Consider the following 13170-nt stretch of genomic DNA (forward strand, 5'->3'; position numbering starts at 1 on the left):
TAAGTGCGCCCAAAAAGCGCCAACAGGCCCGAAAACGGGCCTGATCGGGGTGCAAACAACCCGAAAGTGGCGATGATTTGAGCAGTTTTTAACCATTTTTGAATACTTTGGTCATGAGGTCGATTTTTGGATGTTTGAAATCGAGTTCTTCAGACCTTCCCTAACAAAGGTAAGTTCAACGTAACGGCCAAAGGCGGCATCATCGAGCGATCTTACCTTGACGCTGACATCGCCAAACCTTATATCTTGCTGCTCGGGCTGAATCTTTTTGGCTTGCTGATCGGCGGCATCATGTTGGCAAGCAACTATGAGAACCCCGACCTGTTCATGACCATTATCATGAACATGCTCTGGACGGTCTTCAACGTACTTCTTGCAGGAGCCTGCGTGGCGGTTTCCCTCGAAAGCCGGCAAATCCGGCAATCACCACGGGTATCAGCCACGCTTCCCGCGATTCTGCAGACGCCTGATGGTATGGCATTTCGCTGCGACACCCACGACTTCTCTGAGCAAGGACTTGGCGTCACGCTGCCGCCCGGTGTCCAAATAGCGCCCGGGTCGCTCGTCGGTGTAACGCTCACGCGCGGAGATGACGAAGCCTACGTACCCTGCAAGGTAGTGTTGTGCCAAGGCCAACGCATCGGTGTCAAACTCGAACCGCTTACGCCAGAACAGGCTTTTAACTATACGCAAATGACCTTCGGGCGTGCAGACTTGTGGGTCGACGCCTGGAACGCCGCAGCGCCAGACGCGCCGTTAAGCGCCCTACGCAACGTATTAAATATTGGTGTGCGAGGCATCAGACTATTCGCGAAGCTATCGCGCGACACCCTGACAGAAAAACTCAAGCATCCCGGCATCGGGAAGGCACGCTCTTCATCAGACTCACAGGTTAAACAGCCATGAAGGCGCTCGCTGGAAAATTGCATTCTGGGTTTCAGCTGCTTTGCGCTGCGGCTTCAGTATTGCTAGTAAACACGGCTTACGCCGCAGATCACGTCGAACCGCACGCGCTCAGCGCTCCTGAAATACAAAGCAGGTCCCCAAACCAGGCATCAACGCAGTCTCTGTCGTATACGCTAGCCGACCTTGGCCAGCGCAATAACATCAAGATTGTCGGCGCCGATGGCTCGTACAGCGTCGCCCTGCTCATGCCCAACAAAATCGTGCCGGACACAGCGCAACTCAAGCTGAAATACCATCATTCAGACGAGCTACTCAGCGGTCTATCTCACTTGAATGTACGTATCGACGGAAAACACGTCGCGACAATACCCGTCAAGCAAGATGACGCTGGACAAGAGCTGAGCTACAACGTCGAATTGCCAGCACGCTGGATAACACCCGAATCAAGGCTGGACCTGCAGCTTATTGGACACTACACCAATCGCTGCGAAAATCCCCGTTATTCCGGACTATGGCTAGAAGTCGACAACACGAGCACTCTCGATCTGGAGGCGCGTCCGAACCTTGCCAACCCTCGCCTTGACGATCTGCCTGTACCCTTCTTCAGGGGTAACTCGATCGCTCAACTTGTATTGCCTTTTGTATTGCCGGCAAGCCCGGATGCCGAAACCCTTGAAGCGGCAGGCATCGTTTCGTCGTGGTTCGGCGCGCTCGCCGACTATCGCGGCGCAAAATTCCCCGTTAACCACGACAAACTGCCCGAAACAGGGGACGCCGTTATCGTCTTAAGCGCAGATGAATCAATTAACGGACTTGAGCTGCCTGCGGTAAAAGGGCCTGAGGTGGGCGTGTTCACGCACCCAAGTGATCCAACCGCCAGCCTTCTGGTCATACGGGGTAAAAATCAAACCGAGGTAAAACAAGCCGCGCAGGCACTTGTACTAGGCGACAAGGCCTTGACCGGTAAGCAAGCGTATATCTCAGCACTCGACCTTCCAGAACCGCGACTACCCTACGATGCGCCCAGATGGCTGTCTCGTCACAATCCCGTCGCGTTCGGCAATTTGCAAGCACCTGCCAACTTGCAAGTCAACGGTTTTTCGCCCGATTTAATCAGGTTTGGAGTACGTTTGCCGCCCGACCTTTATGACCCTGACGATGTTGGGGCATTAATTAAACTTGTTTACCATTACACACCCCGGCCAAAATCAGATGCATCCCGCCTCTTGAGTAGCGCTAACGGCATTCCGCTTGGCGTCATAGATCTCAAACCAGCGGGCAACCCCGACACGGCCACACTAAGCCTTCCGGTCAGAACGCTTGCCTCACAAACCGAGCTCCAGTTCTATTTCGACTATAACTATCTATCTCGCGAGAACTGTAAAGACGTTCCCGCGGATACTGTGCGAGGTCGGATCGACCCAAGCTCAACCATCGACATATCGCACTTGCCGCACTTTATCGCCATGCCCAATATGGCCGCTTTCGCCAATAGCGGCTTTCCGTTCACTCGCTTGGCAGATTTATCTGAAACAGCCTTTGTTCTACCGCAACAATCTGGTACCGAAGAGCAAACAACCTACCTCAACATTCTGGGTCAAATGGGCGCAGCGACCGGATACCCCGCAATACGCCTCCAGGTTGTTTTCCCGCAGCCAAACACCCCACTGCCCAACAAGGATATTTTGGTCATCGCGGGCTCCAACATCCACGATGTATTGGGGCCTTGGTCGAGCGCCCTGCCAAAAAATAGCGTCCTGGAAAACGGCCAAGATCAAGAAAATTCCTCGTTATGGAAAAAGCTTATTGCATACGTCGACCCTTCGACCAGCACTCAACCGCATCGCCAACTAAACCATCAGGCATTACTAACCGGCTTTGAGTCGCCTGCGTCAGCGGGCCGCAGCGTTGTTGTAGTTGCGTCAGCAAACCCATCAAATCTGCACCATTTCAGCGACGCGTTGTTAAACACAAGTTTGTTGGAACGCATCCGTGGGTCAAGTATTAGCCTGGGTGCCGATCAGGTACAAACGCTGTCAACACAAACCGACTATTACCTGACCGACCTAAGCCTGCCGCATCGCATTGTTTGGTACTTGGAACGCCATCCGTTAATCCTTGTAATGCTTGCCTTAATCACAACCGTGATACTTGGGCTCATGATGTACGCAACACTGCGTGCACGCGCGATTAAACGTCTGCGCCAGTAAGAGCTAAACGAACAGGGATGCAATACAACACCTAGCCAAAAGGCTTAAAACTTTTGTAATTTTGGTCTAAAATCGCATTAAGTCGCACATTTAACATAATGCTACTCTTTAGGCATGTGCGCTACAGGCAAGGTTATGCTTCAAGAATGCGGGCCGGAAACCCGCAGCTCCGCCTTGCAAAAACTATGCTGGTTATGCATATACGCTTCTCAAGTTGCCAATCCCAGCGCTCTCCGTCTGCGTTGCAGCATCTGGGCCGCCCTGCTGGCATACCGTTTTTCCCCGCAAAACTACCTAAATCGCTCGTTCCAATGCGTATTTCCATACGTATTGCCCAACGCTGCGCTCGCAACGCTTGAGAAATCCAATAAAAACCCAAAGGACCGTCGTGGAAAAAGATATCGTCCAGTACTTGATTACGCAACACTGCTCGGCTCAATGGAGAGGCTTCATGGGGGCGCTTGCACAAGAGCTCACACAGCATCTCACACCCAACAACCTACGCGGGCTCATGCGCCGCGCGGGCCAACGCTTTGCAAGACAGCACCCCTTACCAGAAAGTGAGACGATCGGTGCACTTCAAAGCGCAATCAATGCGCTCTGGCAATCGATGAACTGGGGTTGGGTTTCTATCGACGACGAACATGCACAACTCGTTATTCGTCACTACCTGTCGCCTTTACCCGTCAGCATGCTGCCCGAGAACATGCCCTGGTCAAACGGTTTCCTGGAAGGCGCCTATGAGCAATGGCTGCATCAATCGGGTGCTGATGAATCGCTTTGTCTGCGTCAATCGGCCATCGACGACAGCACGGGTACTGTTGAGTACCGCCTTGAGCACCGCTCATTCGAACGCTGAAATGAGTCGTACTCACCATTGTAAAAAACGAAACGGAATAGAGTGGAACGCAAAATGAGTCAAGACACCGACATTCAAAACCTGTTTCGACAGTTCGACGGGCAATCTGCAAAATATAAAGAGATCACCCGTGACGAGCAAAATTCCAGCGCACGTCACCGGTGGCCGTTGATCGAAACCATTAAGCTTCACCAAGAGCCGGTTCCGCCTGCGCGCATCGTAGAGCCGGCTTTTCCTGAGCACGTTGCAGAGCCGCAAGTGAGCAACACGTTCGTGACTGCAGTCGCGACGGACCAAGCACAACACGCTTCCGTGGCGCCAACGCCAGCGCCTGAGCCAAAACCAGAGCGTGTCATACCGTCAAAAACGGCCTTGCTAAGGTCGCTCACGCAGTCGCCCCAACGACTTCGATCGCAATTTAGCCCAACCGCCGCGCTCGACCTCTCAGAGGCCCAACACAAGCCATTGTTCCAGGCGTCAAACAAACGCACCGAACAAAAAACAATCGAAACGCCTGCGCCCAGCACGATGGCGCAAAGCGCTGCGCCCACAACACCGTCCGATACGGCACAAACGCCGCTAAAGAAGTTATTCGGGCGTTTGGCATCGTCACCGCAAGACAACGCCCCCTCTGACCTTCCCTTGCGTCGCGGATGAACCGCACCGTGAAGAAAGTAGCGATCGTTTCAACCAAGGGCGGCGTCGGCAAAAGTACCGTATCAGCAAATCTGTGCATGGCACTATTTCGCTCAGGCTTTCCGGTGCTGGGTGTCGACCTGGACCCACAGAACGCATTGCACCTGCACTTTGGCGGCCGTAATGACAGACTTGACGGGATTTCGAGAGCGACACTGGAAGCTCGCGAATGGCGTGACGCGGCGTACCAGGTTGACGCCGGCCTGGCCGTTTTGCCGTACGGTCTGATTAACGAAAACGATCGTCACGAATTTGAAAAACGACTGACCCACGACGCCCACTGGCTCGAGCGCAATTTAAATCAATTGCCTATCGCACCCGAAACCATCGTCATCATCGACACACCGCCGGGGCCGTCAACGTATTTGCAGCAAGCCCTAACAACTGCAGACCTGGTCATTGTGGTGACGCTTGCCGATGCGGCCTCGTATGCCACCCTGCCTCAAATGGAAAAACTCATCCGCAACTTTTGCACATCGCGTGATGATTTTTTAGGGTACAGCTATCTGGTTAATCAGTACGATCCTAACAAAGCGCTTAGTCAGGACGTGCTGCAAGCCCTGCGAGAGCAGCTCCCTGACAGCACCGTCGAGCCCGTCAAATTTAACCAAAGTGTAGGCGAGGCACTGGCCTACGGAAAGACCCTCATTGAGTACCGTCCGGACAGTATTGTGAATAAAGATTACTTTTCCTGGGCCAAGTGGATCCTAGACCACCTCGAAGTCACAGTACCAGACACCTAAGCACGCTGCGCCAACTCAGACAAAACAAAAGACCTCAGATGCTCATGACAAATAAAACGTTTCACCCGCCCTTTACACGTGGTCGGCTTATTGCACGATGGATCGTGCCTTGCATGCTGGTTGGGGGCTTGCTAAGCCATACGTCCAGCTACGCCAACGAAACAACAATTGCCTCTGAGGAAACAGTCGCGCCTATCGGGATCGAACCGGTTGCGGCCACCCCACCCTTTGTCGCCAACCGCAACATAACCTTCCAAGCGCTCGGGGCACAATATCCATTGAACCTGCGCGGCATCGACTCAAGCAACACGATCCCCTTCAGCATTCGCGCAGACGAGGTAGTGACAGGCGCACGGCTCAAGCTTGGTTATGCCTATTCGCCTTCACTGCTCCCAGATCTCTCGCACATCAATATTCTGGTCAACGACGAGGTTGCGGCAACCATCGCGCTGCCCAACGATAAGGCAGGACGCCAGCTCACAAAAACCGTCACTCTCCCTGCCCATCTCATCACGGCCTACAACCAGTTACGCGTCCAATTAGTCGGGCACTACACGCTCGAATGCGAAGACCCTCTGCATTCCAGCCTGTGGGCCAACATCAGCAACCGCAGCACCTTAGAACTGGCGGTCAACCCGCTGCCGCTACCCGACGACCTTGCCCTATTCCCATTGCCGTTCTTTGACCCACGGGATATCGAGCAACTCGTGTTGCCGTTTGTATTTAGTGGCGTCGCCGACAACAACGTGCTAGAGGGCGCTGGCGCGCTGTCCTCTTGGTTCGGTGCGATGGCTGGCCATCGCCGCGCCCACTTTCCTGTAGAGAAAGACGTGGCGCCTGCAAGCGGGAACGCCATCGTTTTCGTCAACGGTGCAGAGCAAGCCCGCTTTTTTCACTCTGAGCCTTTGGCCGGCCCCACGCTGGCCGTTATGCCTAACCCTCAAGACCCCAGCAGCAAATTTTTACTGATAATGGGCCGAAACAGCGAAGAGCTTAAGCAGGCCGCCATTGCCCTGGCAGCGGGCAACCAGACACTGAGCGGTCGCGTAGCGCTCATCACACAATTCGCCGAATTGAAACCCCGGGTTCCTTACGATGCACCCCGGTGGCTACGCACCGACCGGCCCGTTGCATTTGGCGAACTGATCGACGAAAAGCAATTGAACGTGTCCGGTTACAGCCCAGACTTGATTCGCATCAACGTCAGGACACCTCCTGATTTGTTCGCATGGCGCGAGAAAAACGTACCTATTCAATTAAAGTACCGTTATACGCCGCAACCGACTTCAGTGAACTCTTCTTTGCTCTTCAGCGTCGACGATCTCTTCATGAAGTCGATGCCATTGTTCGCACTGGATGATCTTTACCCAGAGCAAACCCCTGCTACCCAAACGCTACCGGATCAAGACATACCGTCTCAGGCGCTGCTGGAAGTACCGTTGAACACGCTGAAGTCCAGCGCACAACTGCAGTTCCGCTATATGTACGACTACATAAAGCAAGGCGAATGCCGTGACATCATCATTGACAACGTTCGTGGTTTGATCGACCCCGAGTCGACCATCGACCTGACAAGCTATCCTCATTTCAAGGCAATGCCGGATTTGACGTCGTTTGTAGACAGCGGCTGGCCTTACACCCGACTTGCCGACCTGTCGGAAACGGCAGTCATTATGGACAAGCAATTTTCTGCCGACGAAGTTACGCTGTACCTTGACCTGATGGGCCTGATGGGCGAATCGACAGGCTACCCTGCGCTGGCCGTGACCGTAACCCACATAGACGGAATTGACGCGGTCTCCAACAAAGACTTGCTGGTACTCGCCGCCGGTGCCGAAAAACCCGCCTTAACCTACTGGAACGACTTCTTGACCGGCAGTTACACGGGTGCAGACGGCAAACGCTTGGGAACGTCCGACTTGCTGTACAAAAGGTTGATGTGGCCCACGCCTGACCCACGCAACGCCATCGTGCCGCAACGGGCGACGATTAACTACGACAGCCGCGGGTCCAGCGCCATAGTGGCTGGCTTCGAGTCTCCGAAAGTTCCAGGCCGAAGTGTGGTCGTTGTGGCCAGCAATCAACCCGAGGGCCTTAAACAAGCCAGCTCGGCCATACTGAAAAACGAAGATTTTCAGGGTACGGTGGGGGGAAGCCTTTCTATCGTCAGAAACAATAAGATAGACCAGCTTGTTGCAGACCAAACTTACTACACCGGCGATTTGGGCTTCTTCAAGCATATTCAGTGGGTACTCTCACCCTATCTGCCCGCCGCTCCCTGGAAAGCCGCTCTGATAGCACTCCTTGTGCTCTTGGTCGTGTTCGCCGTGGTGACCCAGCTTGCCCGAAAAGTTTTACGCAATCGCAAAGCGCGTACACCTAAGGCCTAAAACATGCCCCGTCTCGCGCTGCGTCGTCAACTGTACAAAAGCCAGCACCCTCAACCGGGGCGGCGACGCTTCATCTGTTCATTAGCGGCCAGCGGCCTTTTAGCCGTTGGCGGCAACCCGATGGCGCAAACCGAACCAGTAGCCCCAACACAGTGCCGCGGCACCGTTGACTGGCCACAATGGCAAACCTTTCTCGAATATTTTGTGCAGCCTGACGGACGTGTGCTCGATGCCAGCACCCCCGAACAGCACAGCTCGTCGGAAGGGCAATCTTATGGCATGTTTTTTGCCTTGATTGCCAATGATTGCCAGACATTCGAGAAAATGTGGCGTTGGGCCGTAAACAACCTGGCAAACGGAGACATTTATCGCAATTTGCCGGCCTGGATTTGGGGTAAAGACAAAGAGGGAAACTGGCGCGTCCTGGACAACAACTCGGCATCCGACGCCGAACTCTGGTTCATTTATTCTCTGCTGGAAGCCGGGAAGCGCTGGGGTCGTCCCGACTACACAAACGACGCGCTCGCGCTGTTGCGGCTTGTCGAAACGCTGGAGATCGACACATTGCCAAGCCTCGGGAAGATGCTTCTCCCCGGGCCTAATCACTTTGTCTTACCCAACAATATCTGGCGTCTGAACCCCAGCTATCTTCCTTTACCGGTGTTGCGCCGGCTGGCCAGCGTTTCACCAAACGGGCCCTGGAACGAGGTCATTGAATCGACGGTCGCCCTGCTTCAAGCGACGACGCCCAAAGGGTTCGTGGCCGATTGGGTGTGTTATCAAGCAGACCCAGCAGCAGGCACCGGGATGTTCATTACTGACCCCGACAAAGGCGACGTCGGTAGTTACGACGCAATTCGCGTGTACTTATGGGCCGGTATGACGCCCGCTGACGACCCGTTAGCACAGACCATACTCGACACGTTATATGGCATGGCCATAGCGGTCAAAGAAACCGGCGCGCCCCCGGAGCGCGTGGACACCAAGACGGGTGTTGGCACAAACACAGGACCAGCCGGGTTTTCATCTGCCTTGGCCCCCTACTTCCATGCGCGCAACGAGCTGACCCAAATGAACGCACAATACAACCGGGCCGCATCGTTGCTGCAAGCAAAACTGCTTGAAATGCGCGCCAAAGCACAACAGCCGCCTTACTACGACAACGTATTAGATCTGTTCAGTACAGGTTGGCAACAAGGTCACTACCGTTTTACAGCATCGAGTGACCTACAACTCCAATGGGACCGATAATGTCTGCCCGTCACTACACCATCGCCTTAGGCCTTCTGGCCGTTCTGACAACTCAAAACACCTTTGCTCAGCAATCCTCTGTCGTAGGGTCGCTTGTAGAGCAAGGGCGCTACTGGCAATCGCGCGGTGACTATAAGCGCGCCGCCGAAGTCTGGGACAAACTGCTGGTCGCCAACCCAGGAAACCCCGATGCACTGTATGGTCTTGCACGGGCTGCCCTTGCGGCGAACGACCTGGTCTCTGCCAATAGCCTTCTAGAACGCCTGCGCGCAGCCTCGCCGCAAAGCAGCCTGCTCCCGCTTTTGGAACAAGAGGTATACCTGGCTCAACCAGGGCCGCGTGTAGAACTGGACAAGGCACGATCTTTAGCCGCGGCTCAACAAATGGACGAAGCCATCGCGCAATACGATAAAGTATTGCGAGGCCAAAAACCCTTAGGTAGTCTGGCCCGTGAGTACTACAACTACTTAGGCTATAGCTCAAAAGGCCTGGAGCGATCGATCCAGGGCCTCGAAGAAATTACCCAGTCTTCTCCTGACAATCTGAACGATCAGCTATCGCTTGCAAAACAGCTAATACGCAGCCTGGATCGCCGCCAGGAAGGGCTGACCATGCTGGAGCGTCTGTCAAAACAGCCCGCGGTTGCGAGTGAAGCAACAGAAGCATGGCGCTCTGCCCTGACCTGGATTGGCCCACCTCCGCCTGCCTATCGCGCAGCCTTCGAGGCCTATTTAAAGGCCAATCCAAGCGACGACGAAATCCGAAAAATCCTGAATTCGGCGCGCGCCAACGCCCCCAGCCCGACCAGTAATAACACCAAGCCGTCAGAGCGAGCAGCCACCCCGCCGGCACAGAACCCTAAACTGGCACGCGGATTCCAACTTCTGGAGGCCGGCAACTTGGCTCAGGCCGAAGCCTCATTCCGGGAGGTTTTGCAGCGCGATCCTCGCGACGCGGATGCCCTTGGGGGTTTAGGGCTGGTTTACATGCAAAACAATGACTTTGCCCGGGCCGAAGAGCTGCTCGCGGTAGCGGCCAATCGCAAATCAGGTTGGAAACGAAGTCTGGGCGTGGTGAAGTATTGGAAGCTGGTCAACGAGTCCAACACTGTCAGACAGCAAGGCAATACGGCCCAAGCACGCAGCCTTGCAGAGCAAGCCATCAAAATGGACAACAAAACCGCCGCTGCGCACAATGCGTTGGGTGGCGCCTATGCCAAAGAAGGGCAAAACGAAAAGGCAGCGCAGGCCTTCAGGCAGGCTCTAAAGGCCGATAGCGCCAACCCGGAAGCCCTGCAAGGCTTAGCCGAAGCGCTAACCAACATGGGCTCGCTGGACGAAGCGGCCACCCTTGTCAATAAACTGTCTAGCAACCAACAACTTGACGCGTCGCAAGTTAGTAAATTGCGCGCCACCCTGACCACGAGCCGCGCACGACAGGCCATACAGCGCGGCGATACCGCCAACGCGCAACGTGCCCTGGAAGATGCACTTCGCGACGAACCGAACAACCCCTGGATAAGGCTGGAGCTGGCACGCCTTTACGCAAAAAACGGCGCCATCACCGAAGCCCGTGGTCTGGTTGACGGTTTGCTGCTCTCGCACCCGAACATGCCAGATGCACTGTACAGCAGCGCCTTGCTATCGTTAGAGCTGGGCGAATGGAATAACGCTTACAACACATTGCAGCGTATCGCGCCAGCCGACCGAACGCGCGAGATGAGCGACTTACTGCAGCGCACCGGCATACAGGCTCAATCGGCACAGGCGGCCACACTGGCCTCTCAGGGCAAGCTTGCAGAGGCGCAAAGTCTGTTGCTTGGCCTGGAGCAATCTACCGCGAACGATCCGGGCCTGACCAGCGCTGTCGCTTCGGCCTGGGTCGATGCCGGTAACAGTGGCCGGGGTCTGGCGCTGATGCGCAAAACGCTGGAAAGCTCGGGCAGCAATAATCCGGATGCCCTGCTGGCTTACGCAGGACTGCTGCTGAAAACCGAGCAAGATGTTGAGGCGGCCGGCATAATGCGCAGCCTGCAGACTAAATCTCTAACGCCAAGCCAACAAGAGGCCTATAACAATCTGGCGATCTTGTACACAGTGAGACAGGCAGATCTGCTGCGGCAACGGGGCGACCTGGTTCGCGCCTACGACACACTCGCCCCCGTACTTTCACAACGGCCTAACGACCCTGCGGCACTGGCGGCACTGGCCAGAATGTATGCCGACAACGGCGACCATCAAAAAGCGTTTGACTACTACCAGCGTCTGCTAAAAGATGATCAGGATAATGCGTCGCTGCAGATTGCGGCGGCCATGGCGGCAACGCAACTAGGCGATAAGCAATATGCTGAACGCGCCATCAACCACGCGCTGAGCATTGCTCCGGACAACCCGGAAATTCTGGCCAATGCCGCTCGACTGTATCGGGCTCAAGGCAAGACCAGTAAAGCCATGGATTTATTCACCGCTGCTGTGGCCGCTGAAAACAAAAAGCTCCAGTTGGCATCGGCACAGCCAGTAGATCAGGCTCAAGCGCAACCTCAAACGCCGGCCTATATCAATCCATTCGCCCAAAAAGCGGCCATACAACCGCCCGCATTACAAAACAACACGTTCCAACCCAAGACAACACCGTCACAAGTTGCCATGCCCATGGCGACCCTACCTTTACCCGCAAACAATTTGTCCGCTGCGGCTCCCACCCCAGTCTCGGCAACCGCGCCCGGGCCTGCAATATCGCTATTGCCACCGACACCCAACAACGCGGCCCAAAATATGGCGTTCGCGGCCCCTAACCCCACCCCTCCGGCGCCAGTTACGAATCAAGCCGCCGCTGAGATTGTGGCCTCCAGCAGACTTACTGCGCTTAATAAAGAGCTCGCCGACCTTCGAGACTTGCGCAACCCCGAAGTCAAACTGGCAACGACTGGCCGCAGCAATAACGGGGAAAGCGGGCTGAGCAAGTTGACCGACATGCAAACGTCCCTATCCGTTCAAATGCCCGTGGGGGATGGCAAGCTGACACTCGAAGCGACTGCCGTCAAACTCAAGTCCGGTGAGATCAGCCAGAACTACTACAGTCTGGATCGCTTTGGTGGTGGGCCCGTAGCCATCTATGACGGTATTGCGCAAAGCGGCCAATGGGGTAATGCCCAGGCGCTGAACACGATTACACCCTCGGGTAAGCAACAAGACAGTGGCGTAGGTTTATCCGCTGCGTACGAATATCAGGGGCTGAAAGTCGATATAGGCACCACGCCTTTGGGGTTCATAAGAAACAACATCATCGGCGGCCTGAAGTACGACGGCATGCTCGATAGCCAGAACCGTAGCTGGTATAGCGTTGACGTCTCAAGACGCCCCGTTACCGATAGCCTAACCTCATTTGCCGGCGCCCACGACAGTCGAACCGACATGACTTGGGGTGGGGTTACCAGCACCGGCGTCCGACTTCAGGCGGGCCAAGACACCGATGACGTTGGGTATTACGGCTACGGCAGCTGGCACGCCCTGCGTGGCCATAACGTCGCCTCAAACTCACGCACCAACGTCGGCGCTGGCGTTTACTGGCATCTGGTACGCGAATCAGATCAACTGCTTACAGCAGGGCTGAACCTCGACGCCACGTTCTACGAAAAAAACCAACGGTTTTTCACTTATGGTCATGGCGGCTATTTCAGCCCGCAATCCATGTATTCGCTTAGCGTACCTATTACTTGGGCCCAGCGCAGCGGGCGCTTCTCGTACAAACTGCAGGGGTCCTTGGGCGTAGAGCACTTTGAAGAAAACGACGCCGATTACTTCCCGACTGACTCGTCACTGCAGGCGCGAGCACAAACGGCAACACAATATGCCCGCGCTTTGGGGCTGACAGGTGCAACCAGCGTGTATTCAGGGCAATCCAAAACAGGCTTGAGCTACAACCTCGCCGCCGCGGCTGAATACCGTCTGACGAACCATCTGGTACTAGGCAGCCAGTTAGGCCTGAATAACGCCAAAGACTACCGCCAATGGGCTGGCGGCCTTTACATGCGCTACACGTTCTACCCGAGCAATAAGGGCATGGACCTGCCTATTACCCCTTACCGTGGGCCATACGCCAACTAACGCTTTTTT

At 55.2% G+C, this 13170-nt stretch carries 8 protein-coding genes; all 8 read left to right on the top strand.

The features are described from left to right. Window positions 1-291: 291 nt before the first annotated feature. The 8 genes from CHR62_RS09875 (at window position 292) to CHR62_RS09910 (ending at window position 13161) form a co-directional block, all read left to right on the top strand. Entirely contained in the window at window positions 292-906 is a 615-nt protein-coding gene (locus CHR62_RS09875) for a PilZ domain-containing protein (protein ID WP_123660822.1), read from the top strand. Beyond that, the gene (bcsB, locus tag CHR62_RS09880) at window positions 903-3116 is read left to right on the top strand and encodes a cellulose biosynthesis cyclic di-GMP-binding regulatory protein BcsB (RefSeq protein ID WP_123660823.1); all 2214 of its coding nucleotides are present in this window, start codon (window positions 903-905) and stop codon (window positions 3114-3116) included. The genes CHR62_RS09875 and bcsB (CHR62_RS09880) overlap by 4 nt, the downstream gene beginning before the upstream one ends. Before the next feature lie 388 nt (window positions 3117-3504). Continuing rightward, entirely contained in the window at window positions 3505-3975 is a 471-nt protein-coding gene (locus tag CHR62_RS09885) for a cellulose biosynthesis protein BcsD (RefSeq protein WP_123660824.1), read from the top strand. Between the two features lie 54 nt (window positions 3976-4029). Further along, window positions 4030-4632: a cellulose biosynthesis protein BcsP gene (bcsP, locus tag CHR62_RS09890; protein WP_123660825.1), complete on the top strand. Its 603-nt coding sequence runs from the start codon at window positions 4030-4032 to the stop codon at window positions 4630-4632. Next, complete coding sequence (gene bcsQ, locus CHR62_RS09895; protein ID WP_123660826.1) at window positions 4629-5414, top strand: cellulose biosynthesis protein BcsQ; 786 nt, start codon at window positions 4629-4631, stop codon at window positions 5412-5414. The genes bcsP and bcsQ overlap by 4 nt, the downstream gene beginning before the upstream one ends. 44 nt (window positions 5415-5458) lie before the next feature. Further along, the gene (gene bcsB, locus CHR62_RS09900; RefSeq protein WP_158609114.1) at window positions 5459-7804 is read left to right on the top strand and encodes a cellulose biosynthesis cyclic di-GMP-binding regulatory protein BcsB; all 2346 of its coding nucleotides are present in this window, start codon (window positions 5459-5461) and stop codon (window positions 7802-7804) included. A gap of 3 nt (window positions 7805-7807) precedes the next feature. After that, window positions 7808-9055 (top strand): cellulose synthase complex periplasmic endoglucanase BcsZ, encoded by a 1248-nt coding sequence (gene bcsZ, locus CHR62_RS09905; RefSeq protein ID WP_233574953.1) that lies wholly within the window; start codon window positions 7808-7810, stop codon window positions 9053-9055. Further along, window positions 9055-13161, top strand: a complete 4107-nt coding sequence (locus CHR62_RS09910; RefSeq protein ID WP_158609115.1) for a cellulose biosynthesis protein BcsC — start codon at window positions 9055-9057, stop codon at window positions 13159-13161. Before bcsZ ends, CHR62_RS09910 begins: the two co-directional genes overlap by 1 nt. The last annotated feature ends 9 nt before the right edge of the window (window positions 13162-13170 follow it).

The sequence above is a fragment of the Pusillimonas sp. NJUB218 genome (genome assembly GCF_003788685.1).
GTDB lineage: Bacteria > Pseudomonadota > Gammaproteobacteria > Burkholderiales > Burkholderiaceae_B > Neopusillimonas.